The 17,682-nt window shown below is 56.1% G+C and carries 14 protein-coding genes and 1 tRNA gene; 10 read left to right on the top strand and 5 right to left on the bottom strand.

The window, feature by feature from the left end; genetic code table 11:
* Positions 1–7 precede the first annotated feature (7 nt).
* Positions 8–1,180 carry an MFS transporter gene (locus ACR0AU_RS18715; RefSeq protein ID WP_480796082.1) on the bottom strand — a complete coding sequence of 391 codons (1,173 nt, stop codon included), beginning with the start codon at positions 1,178–1,180 and terminating at the stop codon, positions 8–10.
* A gap of 145 nt (positions 1,181–1,325) precedes the next feature.
* Here ACR0AU_RS18715 and ACR0AU_RS18710 point away from each other — a divergent pair, with 145 nt between their 5' ends.
* Positions 1,326–2,468, top strand: coding sequence for a DUF3095 domain-containing protein (locus ACR0AU_RS18710; protein ID WP_170627020.1), 1,143 nt, complete (start codon positions 1,326–1,328; stop codon positions 2,466–2,468).
* Here ACR0AU_RS18710 and ACR0AU_RS18705 read toward each other — a convergent pair.
* On the bottom strand, positions 2,465–3,874 hold the full coding sequence (locus ACR0AU_RS18705) for a pyridoxal-dependent decarboxylase (RefSeq protein ID WP_170734091.1): 1,410 nt from the start codon (positions 3,872–3,874) through the stop codon (positions 2,465–2,467). The genes ACR0AU_RS18710 and ACR0AU_RS18705 overlap by 4 nt on opposite strands.
* Before the next feature lie 126 nt (positions 3,875–4,000).
* Between ACR0AU_RS18705 and hpaR the strand changes: the two genes are divergently transcribed.
* Positions 4,001–4,435, top strand: coding sequence for a homoprotocatechuate degradation operon regulator HpaR (gene hpaR / locus ACR0AU_RS18700; protein ID WP_170515396.1), 435 nt, complete (start codon positions 4,001–4,003; stop codon positions 4,433–4,435).
* A 163-nt stretch (positions 4,436–4,598) separates the two neighbouring features.
* Positions 4,599–5,513, top strand: a complete 915-nt coding sequence (locus ACR0AU_RS18695) for a helix-turn-helix transcriptional regulator (RefSeq protein WP_170567234.1) — start codon at positions 4,599–4,601, stop codon at positions 5,511–5,513.
* On the opposite strand, the gene ACR0AU_RS18690 is transcribed toward ACR0AU_RS18695, so the two are convergent.
* Both ACR0AU_RS18690 and ACR0AU_RS18685 read right to left on the bottom strand, forming a co-directional pair.
* Entirely contained in the window at positions 5,506–6,720 is a 1,215-nt protein-coding gene (locus ACR0AU_RS18690; protein WP_170734092.1) for a DNA glycosylase AlkZ-like family protein, read from the bottom strand. The genes ACR0AU_RS18695 and ACR0AU_RS18690 overlap by 8 nt on opposite strands.
* A 6-nt stretch (positions 6,721–6,726) precedes the next feature.
* Positions 6,727–7,752 carry a LacI family DNA-binding transcriptional regulator gene (locus ACR0AU_RS18685; RefSeq protein ID WP_170734093.1) on the bottom strand — a complete coding sequence of 342 codons (1,026 nt, stop codon included), beginning with the start codon at positions 7,750–7,752 and terminating at the stop codon, positions 6,727–6,729.
* 114 nt (positions 7,753–7,866) lie between these two features.
* Between ACR0AU_RS18685 and ACR0AU_RS18680 the strand changes: the two genes are divergently transcribed.
* The 4 genes from ACR0AU_RS18680 to ACR0AU_RS18665 all read left to right on the top strand — a co-directional run bounded on the left by ACR0AU_RS18680 (position 7,867) and on the right by ACR0AU_RS18665 (position 10,976).
* Positions 7,867–7,943 (top strand) — tRNA-Arg (locus ACR0AU_RS18680).
* Positions 7,944–8,098: 155 nt separating this feature from the next.
* Positions 8,099–8,956 carry a hypothetical protein gene (locus ACR0AU_RS18675; RefSeq protein WP_170361218.1) on the top strand — a complete coding sequence of 286 codons (858 nt, stop codon included), beginning with the start codon at positions 8,099–8,101 and terminating at the stop codon, positions 8,954–8,956.
* A complete protein-coding gene (locus ACR0AU_RS18670) occupies positions 8,953–9,423 on the top strand; it encodes a plasmid mobilization protein (RefSeq protein ID WP_226689051.1) in 471 nt (156 codons plus the stop codon). The genes ACR0AU_RS18675 and ACR0AU_RS18670 overlap by 4 nt, the downstream gene beginning before the upstream one ends.
* The gene (locus tag ACR0AU_RS18665; RefSeq protein WP_170361220.1) at positions 9,420–10,976 is read left to right on the top strand and encodes a relaxase family protein; all 1,557 of its coding nucleotides are present in this window, start codon (positions 9,420–9,422) and stop codon (positions 10,974–10,976) included. Before ACR0AU_RS18670 ends, ACR0AU_RS18665 begins: the two co-directional genes overlap by 4 nt.
* A gap of 323 nt (positions 10,977–11,299) precedes the next feature.
* On the opposite strand, the gene ACR0AU_RS18660 is transcribed toward ACR0AU_RS18665, so the two are convergent.
* Complete coding sequence (locus tag ACR0AU_RS18660) at positions 11,300–12,421, bottom strand: helix-turn-helix transcriptional regulator (RefSeq protein WP_170433631.1); 1,122 nt, start codon at positions 12,419–12,421, stop codon at positions 11,300–11,302.
* Positions 12,422–12,435: 14 nt separating this feature from the next.
* Here ACR0AU_RS18660 and ACR0AU_RS18655 point away from each other — a divergent pair, with 14 nt between their 5' ends.
* The 3 genes from ACR0AU_RS18655 (at position 12,436) to ACR0AU_RS18645 (ending at position 17,372) form a co-directional block, all read left to right on the top strand.
* Positions 12,436–14,112 carry an alkaline phosphatase family protein gene (locus ACR0AU_RS18655; RefSeq protein ID WP_170361224.1) on the top strand — a complete coding sequence of 559 codons (1,677 nt, stop codon included), beginning with the start codon at positions 12,436–12,438 and terminating at the stop codon, positions 14,110–14,112.
* 104 nt (positions 14,113–14,216) lie between these two features.
* Entirely contained in the window at positions 14,217–15,725 is a 1,509-nt protein-coding gene (locus ACR0AU_RS18650) for a DUF1214 domain-containing protein (protein WP_216602361.1), read from the top strand.
* 201 nt (positions 15,726–15,926) lie between these two features.
* Positions 15,927–17,372 (top strand): IS1182 family transposase, encoded by a 1,446-nt coding sequence (locus tag ACR0AU_RS18645; RefSeq protein WP_170361226.1) that lies wholly within the window; start codon positions 15,927–15,929, stop codon positions 17,370–17,372.
* Positions 17,373–17,682 lie beyond the last annotated feature (310 nt).

Genomic DNA, 17,682 nt, shown 5'->3' with positions numbered 1-17,682 from the left:
TCCGGTTTCAGTCTATGCTGTCCCGACTGAATAGATAGATCGCGCAACCAATGGCAAGGGTGACAGCAAAAAAGCCGAAAATCGCAGTATACGGCGCGGCGGAGCCGATCCCGTCGTTAGCGGCATGGATACGTCCGGTGGCAAATTGCGCCAGACCAACGCCGCCAACGCCGAAAAGGTTCAGCAGGGTGACGCCCCGCCCGACCAGATGCGGCGGCACGAAGGCCCGGCCATGGGCCATGATCACCGGAAAACTGGCGCCCAGAAAGCCGATCAACGCCAACAGCAGCACCGAGACCCAAACGCCGCTGTCAATCCACAGGCACAGCAGGCCCAGTGCTGCGACGCCCAAGGTATTACCGCTCAGGATCACCCATTTCCGGGTGCCCAGGATACGGTCCAGCGGCCCATAGGCGAAGGTTCCCGCGATCATCGCGGCCCCCATGATCAACGTAGCCGTCCCGATCTGAGCGGTGCTGAGCCCGAACACGTCATTCAAATACGGCCCGGCCCAAAGCCCTCGTATCGCACCCGATGGCGCATAAGACACAAGCATGAGAGGCAGAATGACCCAAAGTGCAGGTTCTTTCAGCAGGTCTAGAAGTGATCCTTTTTGTTCGGTTTTTACCTTTTCAGGGTCATGCACCGTCAGCCAGATCCCCGCAGCCACCGCAGCAGAGATAATCGCCAGACCGGCCAACGTAGCGCGCCAGCCCATCAGCTCGACCGCCAGCGCCGTGGGGTATGAGGCGACCAGATTGCCGACAGAACCCACACCCAGCATCACCGCGGCGAGCGTGGCAAATTTGGCGGGTGGAAACTCTCGTGCGAAGATGTAGTAGGATGCCATCAGAACCGGCGAGCATCCTACCCCGATCAGCGCCATGGCGAGCGCCACATGGAACGGGGTCGTTGCGACCGCGAACAGGCCAGCCCCGCCAGCCCCGCCGATCAGTAGCAGCACCGCAGAACTGCGCCGAGGACCGACGCGGTCCAGTGCCCAGCCCACCGGAATCTGCATCGCCGCAAAGATTAGAAACCAAAGACCTGAAGCAAAGGCGAGGTCTTCGGGTGTTGCGCCGATATCGCGTCCCAGATCGGTAGTCAAAACTGCCAGAAAAGCGCGGAAAAACTGGCTGAGTACATAGGCCAGACACAAGATCACCAAACCTGCCTGCATTTCTTGACCTATTGTCTAGCTGCCCCGCCCCGATGCTTTGCACGCCGCGTTGATCGGCACAAGTGCCATGATTGAATCGATTGGGGCGGACATTCTTCACAATTGAGCTATCATCACGGCAGATTTTGGATTTCCCGAGTGTGTTATGACCCTCTCAGACTCTGTATTTTATGACTCCGTCCCCATTTCGGACAATTTCCTCAGCCTCAGTGACCCCGCGCAGTTCACACCTTTGCCAGAGACATGGGTTCTGGGCGTCGCCGATATCGTAGATTCGACCGGTGAAATCGCGCGGGGCCGGTACAAGACCGTCAACATGGTGGGGGCGGCCGTGATTTCAGGCATGATCAATGCGCTGGGTGGGCGCATATTTCCGTATGTCTTCGGTGGTGATGGTGCTGGATTCGCCGTATCGGGTGAGGATGCCGAGATCGCGCGGGATACGCTGGCAACATTGCAAAGCTGGGCCGAAACGGAATTCGCCATCACTCTGCGCGCGGCGCTGGTTTCGGTGGCCGACATCCGCGCCGCTGGACGTGATCTGCGTGTTGCTCGCTTTGCGCCTTCCACCGGCGTTGACTATGCGATGTTTACCGGCGGGGGACTGGCCTGGGCCGAGGCTCAGATGAAATCCGGGCAACGTGTTGTGCAACCAGCCGGACCTGACGCGCAGCCCGATCTGACCGGCCTATCTTGTCGTTGGTCCAACAGTCCAGCGAGGGTTGGTCAGATCGTTTCACTGGTTATTCAGCCTACATCAGAGTCTAATGAGGCTGAATTCGCCGCCCTGACCCAATCCATCCTGTCCGTCGCCGAAGGGCTAGAACGCGCCGGTCACCCGGTTCCGGCCAAAGGACCTCCGATGAGTTTCCCTCCGCCCGGCGTCGATATCGACGCCCATGTCTCACGCGCAGGTCGGAATCTTCTGATGCAGAAAACACGCTTGATGATCGGGAATATGTTGATCGGCTTGTTGTTCAAAACCGGGATGCGCCTGGGTCAATTCGAACCCAAGCATTACAAAGAGATGGTCAGTCGCAACGCTGATTTCCGAAAGTTTGATGACGGTCTGAAAATGACGCTGGATTGTGACTCGAGCACGTTGGAACAGCTCACTCAGATGCTGGACGACGCGCAAACAAAAGGCAAAATCAGATATGGAATGCACGCCCAGCAAGAGGCGATGATGACCTGCTTTGTTCCCTCGGCCATGCGCGACGACCATGTGCATTTTGTTGACGGGGCCTCGGGGGGATACGCGCAGGCTGCAGCGTCAATGAGGGCCTAAAGCCCTCGAGCGATTTCAGTGATCACGTCAAAGGCCATCATCACGTCCTGTTCTGTGGTTTCAAACTGACCGGCCTGAAAGCGGATGACCAGATCGCCATCCACGCGGGTCTGTGTCAGGTAGATCCGCCCATCATCATTGATTGCATTCACCAGCCGCAGGTTCAGATCATCCAGATCGTCGGCCCCATCCGGCTCGTATCGGAAGGTCCAAAGAGACCACATTGGAGGCGTCACGATCCGAAAATCCGGTTCTGCTGCTAGACGATCATGCAGTGCGCGCGACCAATTGACGTGATTCCGCAGCCGTTCGCGCAACCCCACCAGCCCATAGGTGCGGATGACGAACCACAGTTTCAGCGCGCGGAACCGACGTCCCAATGGCACCGACCATTCCGAGTAATTGATGATCCCGTCCTTGCCGTGGGTTTTCAGATATTCCGGGCTGATCGCAAGCGTGCGGACCAGATCATCGGGGTTTTTCAGGAAATGCGCACAGCAATCGAATTGCACGCCCAGCCACTTATGGGGATTGAATACAATGCTGTCGGCCTGATCGATCCCCGGCCAGTAGTGACGATATTCGGGGCAGATCATCGCCGACCCCGCCCAGGCTGCATCGACATGGGTATAAAGGCCGTATTTCTGTGCGATCGCCAGGCAGTGATCCACTGGATCAGTTGCCCCGGTTCCGGTCCCTCCAACACAAAGGATCACGCCCGCCGGGTGGAAACCAGACTCTAAATCTAATTGAATCGCTGCTTCAAGCGCATCGGGGTTCATTCCACGCCAATCACCTTGCACGGGGATGCGCACCAGATTGTCCTGTCCAATCCCCGCAACCCAGATGGCGCGGTCGATTGAGGTATGAACCTCGGAAGAGCAATAAATGCGCAGTGGCTTTTGACCGAACAGCCCCAGCGTGTTGCCCTGCCAGTTCATCGCCTTCTCGCGCATGGTCAGCACAGCCGCCAATGTCGCAGATGACGCCGAATCCTGAATGACCCCGGCAAAACCTTTGGGCAGGTCCAGCGCTTCGCGCAGCCAGTCCATCATTCGTGTTTCCATCTCGGTTGCGGCGGGCGAGGTCTGCCACAGCATACATTGCGGCGCGATGGCGCTGGCCAGGAACTCGGCCAGAACAGACGGGGCCGAGGCGTTCGAATTGAAGTAGGCGAAGAACCGAGGGTGTTGCCAATGGGTAATGCCGGGCATCACGATTTGTTCGAAATCATGAAAGATGTCCTCGATCGGCTCGCCCTGCTCAGGGGGATGCGCGGGCAGAGCATTCAGGATATCGCCCGGCTCGGTCCGGGCGCGCACGGGCTTGTCGCCCACCGTCAGGTGATAGTCTTGCGTCCACTCGGCAACCTTCTTGCCCCAATCGGAGAATTCATTCCATTTCATCTTATCCGCCTCGGTAGCCTTTTGTCAGTATCATATGCTAAACAAGTTAAGTAAAGTCCAGTAAACGAAACTCAACCACAACCAACGTTCTATTGCGAAATATTTGGAATTGCGCGAAAATTCCATATGTCAAAGAACTTACCACAGACGTCCCGATCATTGCCGATAGCGTTGTTGCGCGCTCGGGAAAAGGTGATGGGGCCTATTCGTGGTGTGCTAACGGATGCTGGCGTCACCGAGCAACAATGGCGCGTTCTGCGCGTTTTGCAGGAAGAAGGACCTCAGGAGCCTACTCAGATCGCCGAGCGCGCCTGCCTCTTGTTGCCCAGCCTGACGCGCATTCTGAAAAAGCTAGAAGACAGCAAGCTGATCATGAGGCGGCCGGATACCAAAGACCGCCGCCGACAGATTGTCGAAATCAGCGAGAATGGGTTGCAAATTATCGACGCAAATCTGGCGGAAATGTTGGAGCTGGCGGAACACACCCGCTCTTTGCTCGGGGCAGAGCAGCACGAGAAGTTGCTGGACCTTCTGGTAGAGCTTCACCAGCTGGAAGGCTGAGCGCAATGCTCAGAACAGGCTCTAACCAAGTTGTTTGCCGTCGTTCAGACCTCGTTTTAGGCCCCAAACTATAAGCATTGTGGGCGGAGAAGGTAATATTCGTTGCCCGTAGATGGTTCGCGTCGTAGCCTCATCCTTACCTTTAACAAACGGTTCAATGCAGATGGATGGGCCCAAACCGCCAGAACCGGCACCGCCTGCACATATTGCAAAGCAGGATTTGAGCGAACGAGTGGGCGCGCGTGTACGCCGGGCGCGTCAAATGCGAGGCATCCCGCGCCGGATCCTGTCTGAGAACTCGGGCGTTTCCCCACGCTATTTGGCGCAGCTTGAGGCGGGTGAGGGCAACATCTCGATCGGCGTGTTGCACCGTGTCGCACAGGCACTGGATTACAAAGCCGAATGGTTGATTGGTGAAGATGATCCGTGGGATTCGGATGCTTTGCAGATAGTTGAGCTTTTCCGACAAGCCAGCGACGACGTCAAAGAAAGCGTCAGGCGTGCATTGCAACCTCACCCAGATGAGGATGCACGTGCGCATCGGGTTTGTCTGATTGGGTTACGCGGAGCGGGTAAGTCAACTCTTGGCGCTATGCTGGCTGCCGCACAAAGACTGCCGTTTGTTGAGCTCACAGCCATGATTGAAGAGATGGCCGGCATGCCCATGTCTGAAGTGATGGCGTTCTACGGGCAAGACGGGTATCGCAATCTGGAAGCGCAGGCGCTGGATCGGGTGATTGCAGAGCATGATCGGGTCGTGCTGGCAGTCGCGGGCGGGATCGTATCAGAGCCTTCGACATATGCGACCCTGCTTGGCCGGTTTCACACCATCTGGCTGCGCGCGTCACCGACCGAGCATATGGACCGCGTGCGCGCCCAAGGCGACGAACGCCCGATGGCTGGAAATCCCAAGGCGATGGAGCAGCTCAAGAACATATTGGCCAGTCGCGAGGCTTTGTATGGGCGGGCAAATGCGCAGCTAGATACATCGGGCAGGGCGCCCCATGTTTCGCTGAACGAGCTGCGCCTACTGATTGAGGAACAAGGTTTCCTGATCGAAAAATTGGGTTCTATTTAGGATCTTTCAGCCAATCCTTTTCAAATTCCACCCCGTCCAGTTCCGCAAATCGCCGTACCCGGTCCAATTCGGCCTGCAGGCGGCGGGTTCTTGCGTCAGACCAACGCACCGACCGTTCTGGCCATACGGATCGGACTTGCAACAGTCCACGGTCTCGCTGGGCCTTCATGTCGATGCGTCCGATCAACCGGTGCCCTTCAAGCAACGGAAAGACATAATAGCCGTAGGTACGCTTGGGTTCGGGTACGAACACCTCGATCCGATAGTGGAATCCGAACAACCGCTCGGCCCGGTTCCGGTCACGCAACATAGGGTCAAAAGGGCTGAGAACTCTGATCCGGCCCGGCGCATCGGGCAGCTCTGTAGCGTGTTCACATAGACCGGGGCGGGCGAACACTTTTCGTTCCCGCCCGTCTGCGCATTCGACGCAGATCTCTTCGATTTCATCCTGTGTTAGAGCCTGTTGGCACCAGGATTTTGCCTCGGCAGCGCTTACCGTATCCCAGAACGCGGCAAGCTCTCCCGATGTGGCGAACCCCAGCCGGTCGAGTGCGGCGTTACACAACCAATCCACAGTTTCATTTGCGTCGCAATGCAAATTGCCGGGGCAAAGTTGAGTTTCTATAACCCGCTCTGTCAGGTCATAGCGTTTCTGAAACCCATCGCGTCCAACCACGGTCAGCGCGCCGGATCGCCAGAGATATTCCAGCGCGGTCTTGGATGGATGCCAGTCCCACCAACCGCCAGATCCCTTTTTCTCGTCTTTTCCGACATCGGACGAGCCAACCGGACCATGGTCGCGGATATGTTGTAGGACGGTTTCGAACTTTTGCTCAAACCCGTCACGCCGCCAGTTCTTCCAGCGGGCTTTCAACATGTCGGCATCGCGCAGGAACCGCAGATGCCAATGGCGATAGAATTCCATTGGGATCACCGCCGCATCGTGCGTCCAATGCTCAAACAGCGCGCGGTCGCGTTCGTAGAGCTGCTTGAGGTAGCGCGAACGATAGCTGGCCTTACGCGCATATAGGATCATGTCATGCGCGCGGGCGACGGTGTTGATACTGTCGAGCTGGACAAACCCTAAACGATGGATCAGCTGTAACAAGTCATCGCCTTTGGAACTTCCAGTAGGCTGTTCCAAAAGCGCGTGCCGATCCATGAACAGCGCCCGCGCCGCGCGGTTGTCCAGACGTTGCAGCGCCATCTGGCGTTATCGCCGTTTCAGCGTGTCGCCATAGCTGATCTTGGGGGTCAGGGTAACGCGGGTTTCAACCTCGGATTCCGGATCGGCCAACTTCGCCGCAATGATCTCGGCCGCGGTGCGCCCAATCTCGGTCCGGCAGGCATCCATCGTGGCCAGCTTGCGCGGCAGCCCCTGCAGCAGCTCTACATTGTTGAATCCGGCTAAACCGATCTGACCGGGCACGTCGATCCCTTGATCCAGCAAATACAACAGCCCACCCGCGCCGATCATATCGTTGGAATAATACAGAAAATCCAACTCGGGCGAGCGTTCAAGCATCGCTTGTGTCATCTCGCGCCCCTTGGCCAGCGCCGAGCCACCCGAATAAAATTCACGGTCCTCAATCTCGATCCCGTGCTTGCCCAGCACTTCGGTGAACCCTTCGAACCGTTTACGGGCACGGTGGTCCAACGGCATCTTGGTGCCCATAAACCCGATATGCTCATAGCCCGCCTTCAGGATTGCCTGCGCCATTTCGCGCCCGGCGCGGCGGTGAGAGATTCCCACCATCGCATCCACCGGTTTGCCATCGGTATCCATGATCTCGACCACCGGTATGCCAGCTGAATCCAGCATAGCGCGCGCGGCTTCGGTATGCTCCAGCCCGGCAATGATCACGCCTGAGGGCCGCCACGAGAGCATCTCGTACAGCACTTTTTCTTCTTTTTCTGGCAGATAGTCCGTGACGCCAACCACCGGCTGCAGTTCAGTATCTTCCAGCACCTGATTGATACCGGTTAGAACTTCGGGGAAGACCATATTTGACAATGACGGGATGATCACAGCGACAAGATTCACCCGGCTTGACGCCAATGCTCCCGCGATCTTGTTGGGCACATATCCCAGCTCTTTTGCGGCGGCCAAAACACGGGTACGGGTGGCATCCGACACATCCCCGCGATTACGTAGCACCCGGCTAACGGTCATTTCGGATACTCCGGACGCTTCCGAGACATCACGAAGGGTAAGCGGGCGTTTTGTTTCTGTTGTCACCGAGATACCTGCATTGTTTGTTTGGCCGATGGTAGCGTGAACAGGGCGAATTGTTCAACTGTTGTGCAAAGCCCATGACAATCTGAAAAAACCCCGCTAGAGAAAACGACGCGCGGCCCCGTGGCTCAACTGGATAGAGCAGCCCCCTCCTAAGGGGCAGGTTGCAGGTTCGAATCCTGCCGGGGTCGCCAAAACCACCTGAAAAATATGGCTTATTTACAGGACGTTGTGCGGAAGACTGCAAAAAGTCCCGTCAGCTTTCGGGCCGTAATCGACTGAAACGACCGATTTCTCGTACAAAACCTGTACAAAATTCGCACGTTTGTGCGTATTTCGGGGGCCAATCATGAGCCGCCATAGCTTTGATCCCGAAATCGCGGGACGTGTTGGCCTGAACGCGGCGGTGATTTTCCAGAACATCACCTTCTGGATCGAGAAGAACCAAGCCAATCGCCGCAACCATCGAGACGGGCGGTATTGGACTTACAATTCGATCTCGGCCTTTAGTGAGTTGTTCCCCTATCTGAGCGAAAAGCAGATCCGAACAGCGCTCGAAAAGCTGGTCAGTGCAGAGCTGATCATCAAGGGCAATTTCAGCGATGATCGCTATGACCGGACCTGTTGGTATGCCCTGGGCAACTCCATTTGCCCAAATGGGCAAATCGATCCGACCGAAAGGGAAAATGATGCATTTGCCCCTGAGGGCAAGCCATCTGCCCCAGAGGGCAAATCCTATAAGAACAGATATAAACCATATCAAAAACCAAATCCTTCGCACGCGAAGGTAGCGGTGGAGGATGAGGTTTCAGAAAAGATTTTGTCCGCCTATCCCGAGGATCGCGTTCGCGGCAAAGCGGTTTGTAACTCGCAGATCCGCCAAGCGCTGGCCGACGGAGTGGACGCCAAAGACCTCGAGGACGCCGTGCGGACCTATGCGACCGAGAGCGAAGGCTTCACCCGCTCCAAGGTGTGCTTCTCCGACAATTGGTTCTCCTCTGGCCGTTGGTTGAAATACCTTCAGGAGGTTGAGGAGGCGCGAGAAGCGGGCAAAGCCAAAGAGGTGGAATTGCTGAAAGGTTTGGCCGACTGGGTCACGGACAAGCATCCCCTTTGCCGCCACATAACACCCGGCCAAGTGACCGCTTTGCTAGCCGCGAACCTAGTCAGCTCAGCTGAAATCGAAGCGGCGGGGCTCAGAGCATGAGTGCGACAGACCCCCACAAAGAGCAGAGAGCAAGGTTACCCACCGATTACATCGGCGGGTCTTGTGAGGGGCGGCAAGCCTCCCCTTCAAACCCCAACCAGACGCACGCAAGCGGCGTCAAAGAGGGCCTTTCCGAGAGCGTGATCTTTCGATGCACACCGTCGGAAAAGGCAGCGCTTGTGGCCAAGGCGCGCGCGGCTGGCCTGCCCAATGCCACGCTGATGCGTGAGGCCTTGGGGCTAACCGAGGCACGTCGGCGCAAGCCCGTCCCGCGAGTTGACCCGAAGCTGACTTTTGCGATTGCCCGCGTCGGCGGCAACCTCAATCAGCTCTCCCGCTGGATCAACGGCGCGGTCAAATCCGGCCGCGCGAGCCAGATCGACGCGCTCAAGGTCGCGGTGCAGCTAGTGGCCATCGAACGGCAGATGGCGCAGATCGTGGCGGCACACACGGGCGGTGGCGAATGATCATCTCGTTCTTTTCCACCGGCACAGGCGGCGGAGCCGCACCCGTCGACTACCTGACAGCGCGTGAAGTTCTTGCCTATGACGAGAACCGCCACCTCATCCGCGACGACACCAGTAAACCGCAAACCAAGATCCGCGACCCGTTGCCTGAGGTGCTGCACGGTAACCCCGACCAAACCCGCGACCTTATCGATGCGAGCTCCAACAAATGGAGCTACACGGCAGGTGTGATCAGCTTTGCCGACAGCGACGATCCCAGTCCCGCCGCCCAGCAAGAGGCCATTGAGCTATTTGAGGCTCTGGCCTTTGCTGGGCTGGACAGGGATCAATACGATTGTCTCTGGGTGCGCCACTCGCATGAAGGCAATGTCGAGCTGCACTTCTGCACGCCACGCCTTGAGCTGAGCACGGGCAAGGCGTTGAACATCGCACCGCCAGGCCATGAAAACGCCTTTTCCAGCCTGCGTGATTTGATGAACAAGACGCACGGTTGGGCAGACCCTTTGGAGCCAGATCGCACTCGCGAAGTGAGGGCGACGATTGAAGCGCCGACGCGCGCGCAAGGTCGCGAAGCGCTGCACGATTGGATCCTCGATCAGATCAGCGTCGGCACCATCACCGACCGCGCCAGCATGATCGATGCTTTGGCCGATGCAGGCTTTGATATCCCCCGTGCCAGCAAGAATTACATCACCGCCAAAGACCCTGACACCGGCGAGCGCTGGCGTTTGAAAGGAGAGATTTTCCATGACGACTGGCAAGCCGAACCGCCTCGCCGAGAAATTGAACGCGGACCTGGAGACAGTACGCAGCGACCACGCCGCCTTGATGGCATCTCAACTGGAGAGCTTCAGGAGCGATTTCAGCAGCATTGCGACCAGCGCGCTGCATACAATCGAGACCGATATCAGGTTCTTTCTGAGCGACAGCAGGAGCGAGTTGGAGAGGCGGAGCGAGACGATCAGGCGCTGGTTGACGATCTCACCCTGGGTGATCGTGGTGATGGTCTCATCCTGGATCGCGACAGTGCTGATCGCGAGTTGGTTTTGGACGGGTTTGATCACGCGCTCGGAGATGACGAGGCTTGGCCTGACACGGATCGAACAGGCTGGGCAGACATGGGTGACGCTGGACCCCGACCGGACCGAATTGAAGACCTGCACCATGGCCGGGACGCCGGTCATCTGTATCGAGATCAAGGAACCCTAGATGACACAGACCCTGACAGCATTGGAACGCGAATTGCTCGCATCCGTCGAGCGGTTGGTGACGGCCTGCGAGAGTTCAGCCAAGGAATTGCACGCCTTGGAGAAGCGCTCGACCAGCAGGATCGAAAGCAAGGTGAATGGCTTGGCGCATTGCGTGGCGCTATTGATGAAATCACATCTCACGTCCGTCACCACATTGGCCGACTTGCTGCGCGAGGAGCAGAATTACGCGACGCTGCAGGCGGGGTTAGAGACCAGCTGGAAACTAGCGAAAGACGCCGAGAAGCGGTTGACCGAGAGCTAGACGCGAGAGATAGCCACCGCAGCGCCGGACATTCGCTTTGATCTAACTGCAAATGTTGGCGTGGTTCGAGGGTCTGCAGTGGGAATCTTAGATTCGTTCTGCAGCAATTCACCACACGTCTGCGATTTCTTTGCTGGGTGCGTATGCGGATAAACCGGAACTTCATGTAGAATGCAGCGAAGAGCTCGAAAGAGCCTAGTACGACAGATGCTGCAATTTGCACAAATGGCAGGAATTGCTGAATAGCCGGCTTCGGGCAGCATGTCTGGCAGTGGTTAGATAGAGCTGATGAAACGACCCGCGAACATCCTTTTGCGCTTTATAGCTGAGAAGAAATGAACAGATTTTTCTTCTCTAAGCTGGCTCAGTTTCCCTTGACCCTCGAATACTGACTCGGCGTGATGCCGGTTTGATTTTTGAAAGCACGGGAAAAATTCTGAGGGTTTTCGTACCCGAGCTCAAAGGCGGCTTCTTGAACGGTGAACTGTTTGGTAGCCAGTATTTCTTTCGCTCGGTCAACTTTGGCTCGGTTCACCACCGACCGAAAGCTCTCCCCCTCGGCAAGCAGCCGGCGTTGTAGAGTGCGAGGTCCTATGTCGAGCGCCAGTGCCGTGCGGTCCAGCGACACTTTTTGGGAATCGAGATGCTGCCTCAAAACGGCAATGACAACGTCCGCGTAGCTTTTAGGCGCAATTGGTGCGATTTCGCGATGTAGATCGTAAACTGTGATCGGTTTCCCCGGACACGGCCCTGAAGATGTCGCCATGTCAACTTTTGGGAAGCAGATTTCCAGACGTCCTGTGTTCCAGCTCACCTGGCAGCCGAATGTGATTTCTGCATCATCGGCAACTCTCGGTTTCGGAAAATCGCATTTGATTGCACTCGGAGTCCACTTACGCCCAAGATAGTGGCGAAAGATGCTGAGCATGGAACCAAGTGCTGAATAAGCAATCTCTGGATACACGTGATGCTGGCGCAGACCAAACCTGTACCCATAGCAAGCAAGGTTTCCATTATACCGAAGTGTGGTTCGGTCGGCAGAAGAGTGCAGCGGCATTATCGAACCTGCCCGTTGTAATGCTTGTCCTAAAGTCGGTGCCGAGAGGACGTATTCGCCCCATAAGCCATAGTCCCGAACGGTTAGGTTGGGTGCCCACATCAGACCAACATTCTTGCCGCCAACTTCCTGACAGATCCTGGCAACAAAGTTCGCGAAGGACACTTCCGGCAGATAGCCCTTCTTGTGATCAATTAACTCTTGGGTAAGGGCAGAGGCAGCAAGGGCCTTTCCAAGAGTGCGCGCGCCAAATTGCTCCAGAACAAAGTCTGGCATGGGGCCAAGAGCTTTGGCGGCGATCATGGGCGGCAGTGACAAATCGAGCTCCTGCGAAACCTGTCGTGAAATGACACTCGCATTCAGCATGAATGCGCTATCAACTACAAGGTGGGCGAACTTTAACTGCGCAACGTAGCGCGCGTGAACCATCAGGAGGAAAAGTCATGTTGCGGTTCTGGTTAATAACTCTTTCGATGACCATTACGGCACCTGCTCTTGCACAGGAGGCGCCCAAGCTCATACTTCAGCTTACGGTTGACCAGCTTCGCGGTGATCTGATTCAACGCTACAGCAAGGGTATGGGCGAAGATGGCTTCTTTCGGCTGATTAACGAGGGCGTTCACTATGCAGATGCCCATCATCGCCACGCGAACACGGAAACCATCGTCGGCCACACGACACTCGCAACCGGGGCGGACCCCTCGGTGCATGGTATGGTGGCCAATCTTTGGTTTGATCGGGTGACCGGGCAGCAATTCTATAACGTGCAGGATGCCGATTACCCGCTTGTTGGTGCCAGTGGCGTTGACAAGGACAGCGAGATCGACCCGACGCAACGTGCAGCCACCACCGATGGCCGGTCGCCGCGCTCGATTATTACCTCGACCATCAGCGACGAAATCGCGCTGCATTACGGGCCAGAGGCCAAGATCTTTGGTGTGTCGGTCAAGGACCGCGGCGCGATTTCGATGGCAGGGCATGCGGGGCAGGCCTATTGGTTTTCGAAATCTGACTATGGCTTTGTAACCTCCACCTACTACCGGGAAGATTATCCTGATTGGGTCGAAGAGTGGAACGATTCCGGGAAGGTCCGCTCTTATGAGTTCCGCGACTGGAACCTGCTGTTGCCAGAAGAAAACTATCTCTTTGCGAACCGGGACAATCAGGAATGGGAAACCATCATGGGCGAGTTCGGCCGTGTTTTCCCCCATTCGTTTGGACCGGCTGACGGAGATTATTACACAACATTGCTGACAATCAGCCCAGCGGGGGACGCGCTGACGTTGGACTTTGCCAAGGCCCTGATCGAAGCGGAAGACATCGGTCAGGATGATGTGCCCGACTATCTGGCAGTCAGCCTGTCTTCGACGGATTACGTGGGCCATATCTTTGGCCCCTCCAGCCTTGAATCCGAGGACAATCTGAAACATCTCGACAAGGAACTGGGCGCTTTCCTGACCTATGTTGATGAGACGATTGGTCTGGATAATGTGCTGATCGTTTTGTCTGCGGATCACGGCGCGTCGGAAACTCCGGGTTCCTTGGCCGAAATCGGGATTGAAGCGGAGTATTTCGATTTTAACGCAATTGATAGAGAACCGGGCTTTAACCGGCTGAAGGAACAATTTGGTGTTTCCAAGGAACTGATCGCAAACTTCTCACAGCCTTATCTGTACCTGAACAAGGAACTGATCAGAGAGCGCGGGTTGAATGAGCTGGAAGTTGAGCGTGCTGTTGCCGAAGAGCTGGTAAAGATCCGAGGGATTGCCTTTGCTGTCGGCGCAACCGAACTGCGCAACGGACTGGTCGGCGATACACTTGTAAACCGGGCGGTCGAGGCGAATTTCCACCCTGATCGGTCCGGCGATATCTATATCGTTTTTGAACCGCACTGGTTCGTTGCCGATCTGGATGGACTGATTGTCGCCGGCTCGCACGGTGCGCCCTGGCCGTATGACTCTTATGTGCCCATCATCGTTTCTGGCCCAAACATCGAAGCTCAGCGTGTGGTTCGCCGCGTCGAAACCGTCGATCTTGCCCCTACCATTGCTGCATATCTGGGGATCAAGGCCCCGACGGGGGCTGGTGGTAAGATTTTGCTCGAGGTGTTCGAAAACTAATTCGACAATATGAGAATCCACCTGGCAATCCCTATCGGAAAGGAATGCCGGTGATACCCAATTCTTTTGGGGTTCTGCGCCCCCTAATCTGAGGAGACACAACCGTGTTCAAGCCAATAAAAACCTTTGTACGTTCTGCGGCCCTTGCCGGTCTACTGGGCTCTGGCGCCGTGGTCCCGAGTGTCAACGCTCAACAGACATTTGATGATACAGGTGATATTCTTGCGAGATCTGCACAGGTCGAAGATATCGAATATCAGATCATGGTTCAGCGTGCGACGCAGACTGCCCTTTGGGGAATGCCAGCGGCGGGTATGATTGACTTCCTGAAAGGGATCAGGCGCGACCTCGGCGGCGATTACAATGATGTTGTCTATTTGAACAAACCATTTGATTCCAGACATGGTTTCTTAACCGCCAACGACGTGACGGCCTATTCATGGGCTTCAATGACGTCCGCGCCCGGTCCGCTGGTGATCGAGGTTCCTGCAGCCAACGACAAGGTCGACTATTTCGGGTCTATCGTAAATGCATGGGATCAGCCTATTGCTGATGTTGGGCCAGATGGGTTCGACAAGGGTAAGGGCGGCAAATACTTGCTGCTGCCCCCGGGATATAACGAGAAGTCCTTGGAAGAGCTGGAAGCTGCTGGCTACTTCCCGTTTGAGACGGACACCTTTGAATCCGGCTTCTCCTTTCGTCCACGCCTTTACAACGGGGCCACGGATCTTGATGCGGCGGAATATGCCCAGACCATCAAAATCTACTACCTGTCCGAGGCCGACAACCCGCCTCCGACTACTTATCACGAGGCATCTGAAGTGCCTTATGACTCACTGCCCTATTACAACGAGACCTACTTTCAGGATCTGAACGACTATGTTCAGAACAACCCGATCCGTCCGCAGGACAAGATCATGATCAATTTCCTGAAGGATCTGGGCATCGAAAAGGGCAAGCCGTTCGAGCCGACGGAGCGTCAGATGAAGGCGATGAACGAAGGTTTGGTTCTGGCCTATGCCTCTATGCAGCGGTATTTTGTCGAGCCTGGCCTTGCAACTATCCCGTTGTGGAAGAACGAGGATGGCTCGCTCAAGAACCAGTGGTTGGTCTGGGATTTTGCAGAAGGGCAACCACAGGCAGGTTTCCCGTATGAGACAGACACCGAGGTTTTGGTCGATGACCGGGCTGGTGGTACCTATTTCTGGATCACATACCTGCCCAAACAACTGGGTGGCGGAACCTTCTACCTTACGGGTCTGCGCGACAGCGACGGCGAGATGTACGACCATAACAAGACCTACAAGCTGAACGTTCCTGCGGATACGCCTGCGGACAACCTGTGGTCAGTCATTGTTTACTCAATGGAGACGAAGAGCTTTATCCGCAATGTTGATCCTGTCGGTTTGTCGTCGCGAAATGAAGACACGATGCAGGTCAATGATGATGGTTCTTATGACATCTATTTCGGCCCCGAAGCGCCGGAGGGCAAAGAAAGCAACTGGATCCCGACGACAGAAAGCTACTTCCTGCTCTTCCGTCTTTACAGCCCGACGCCGGGCTGGATGGAAACTGGCTGGATGCTTGGAGATGTGGAGAATATTTCCGACTGATAATTTGGCTTGGGCGCCGGGCGAAATGGGCATCTGGCGTCATTTTTTTCTGTGTTAGCAAAAAAGTGTTTTCAATGAAGTCTCTGAGAGCAGCCATGCACCAAAACTGTACGTAGGTCAGCTTTGTCCGGAGGCTGTGTGAAAACTCCCGCTGTTGCCGGAGAGATGGTATGCTTTCGGCATTGGATGTGGAGGCATTCCATGGGGCAGTTTATCGAAGGCGTGGATCGACATCAGGCGATGTTGTTGCCCGAATGTCTGGACGATTATGTTGACGAAGACAGCGCCGTCCGAGCGATTGATGCATTCATCGATATGCTCAGCTTGGCGGATTTGGGTTTCCAAACCTCACCAGCCGCGACCGGTCGGCCTGGTTATCATCCTGGACTTATGCTGCGGGTCTATCTCTACGGATACTTGAACCAAATTCAGTCTTCGCGGCGGCTAGAGCGGGAGTGCGGCCGCAACCTGGAACTCATTTGGCTGACGGGCCGATTGAAGCCCGACTTCAAGACGATTGCCGACTTCCGCAAGGATAACGGTCCGGCGATCCGCAAGGTATGCCAACAGTTCGTCGCTCTATGCCGTGACATCAATCTGCTGGATGGAAACCTGGTCGCCATCGATGGCAGCCGGTTCAAGGCGGTGAATGCCAAGGCCAAGAACTACACGCGCGGCAAGCTGCGCCAGAAGCTGGGTGAGATCGACAAGGCCATTGAGCGCTATCTGGGTGAACTGGATCGCGCGGACGAGGTGTTTGAACAGACCGGCACCGTGTTGCCCGCGGCACGAATGGAACGCACGCTGAGAAAGCTGGAACATCTGCAAAAGGAAGCGGCGCGCTACAGATCAATCGAGAGACGCATGGATGAAACCGGCGAAACGCAGGTGTCTCTGAGCGATCCTGACGCGCGATCCATGGCCACAACGCCCCGCATGCCCCGCGTCGTTGGCTACAACGTACAGACGGCGGTTGAAGCCGAGAACCACCTGATCGTCGCGCATGAAGTCACCATGCATGGATATGACAGGGATGCCTTGTCGATGATGGCGGCGGCTGCGCGCGATGCGATGGCCTTGGATCGGATCGAGGCCATAGCCGACAAGGGGTATTACAAGAGCGAGGAAATCCTTGCTTGCGAAGAAGCCGGTATCTCTGTCGTCGTTCCCAAGCCTCAAACCTCGAATGCCGGAGCCCGGGGCCAGTTCGACAAAGCCGACTTTGCCTATGATGCGGAGAACGACGTTTATATCTGCCCCGCTGGCGAGCAACTGAGCTACCGGTTCACGGGGCCACAGGACGGCAAAGCTATCAGGGTCTACTGGTCGAGCAATTGCGAAAGCTGTGTCATCAAGGACAAGTGCACCACTAGCAAACAGCGCCGCATTCGCAGGTGGGAACATGAAGACGTGCTGGAACGCGTACAGCATCGGCTGGACCAGGACCCCACCCAACTGGCTGTTCGCAGCATGACCGTCGAGCACCCCTACGGCACGATAAAATCGTGGATGGGAGCTACACACTTCAAGATGAGACGGTTGAAAAACGTTGCCACGGAGATGGCCCTGCACGTTCTTGCCTACAACTTGACCCGTGTCATGAAGATCATCGGCATCCCGGCTTTGGTTGCCGCGATGAAAGCCTAAAAGGCGCCTCCTTGGCCAAAAAACAGCATCCCGAAGAAGCTAAATCGTCCCGATGGCCTCAGAAACGGCACTCTGGCCAAATCTGAAAGATCAAAGAGGACAAATCGAAAAAATACGCTCCAACACCCAACCCCGGGGAAAGCTGCACGAACCTAGCCCGTTTCCACACAGCCTCTCCGCTCAGCGGACCTTCGCCGCACGCCACATCAAGGTCTGCAATGCGGAGATAGTGTTGAAAAAGTCGGTTGATTGGTTGGTCTGGCGCTGATTCACTCGTTTTGAGAGTGGAGGACTTAGCAATGATGGGACC

The sequence above is a fragment of the Ruegeria sp. CG1 genome, from assembly GCF_056537265.1.
This window is presented reverse-complemented; position numbering and strand designations above follow the sequence as displayed.

Bases quoted from the DNA above. Each gene is read 5' to 3' on its own strand.
- ACR0AU_RS18715 (WP_480796082.1), bottom strand. From the start codon at position 1,180: ATGCAGGCAGGTTTGGTGATCTTGTGTCTGGCCTATGTACTCAGCCAG.
- ACR0AU_RS18710 (WP_170627020.1), top strand. From the start codon at position 1,326: ATGACCCTCTCAGACTCTGTATTTTATGACTCCGTCCCCATTTCGGAC.
- ACR0AU_RS18705 (WP_170734091.1), bottom strand. From the start codon at position 3,874: ATGAAATGGAATGAATTCTCCGATTGGGGCAAGAAGGTTGCCGAGTGG.
- hpaR (WP_170515396.1), top strand. From the start codon at position 4,001: ATGTCAAAGAACTTACCACAGACGTCCCGATCATTGCCGATAGCGTTG.
- ACR0AU_RS18695 (WP_170567234.1), top strand. From the start codon at position 4,599: ATGGATGGGCCCAAACCGCCAGAACCGGCACCGCCTGCACATATTGCA.
- ACR0AU_RS18690 (WP_170734092.1), bottom strand. From the start codon at position 6,720: ATGGCGCTGCAACGTCTGGACAACCGCGCGGCGCGGGCGCTGTTCATG.
- ACR0AU_RS18675 (WP_170361218.1), top strand. From the start codon at position 8,099: ATGAGCCGCCATAGCTTTGATCCCGAAATCGCGGGACGTGTTGGCCTG.
- ACR0AU_RS18670 (WP_226689051.1), top strand. From the start codon at position 8,953: ATGAGTGCGACAGACCCCCACAAAGAGCAGAGAGCAAGGTTACCCACC.
- ACR0AU_RS18665 (WP_170361220.1), top strand. From the start codon at position 9,420: ATGATCATCTCGTTCTTTTCCACCGGCACAGGCGGCGGAGCCGCACCC.
- ACR0AU_RS18660 (WP_170433631.1), bottom strand. From the start codon at position 12,421: ATGGTTCACGCGCGCTACGTTGCGCAGTTAAAGTTCGCCCACCTTGTA.
- ACR0AU_RS18655 (WP_170361224.1), top strand. From the start codon at position 12,436: ATGTTGCGGTTCTGGTTAATAACTCTTTCGATGACCATTACGGCACCT.
- ACR0AU_RS18645 (WP_170361226.1), top strand. From the start codon at position 15,927: ATGGGGCAGTTTATCGAAGGCGTGGATCGACATCAGGCGATGTTGTTG.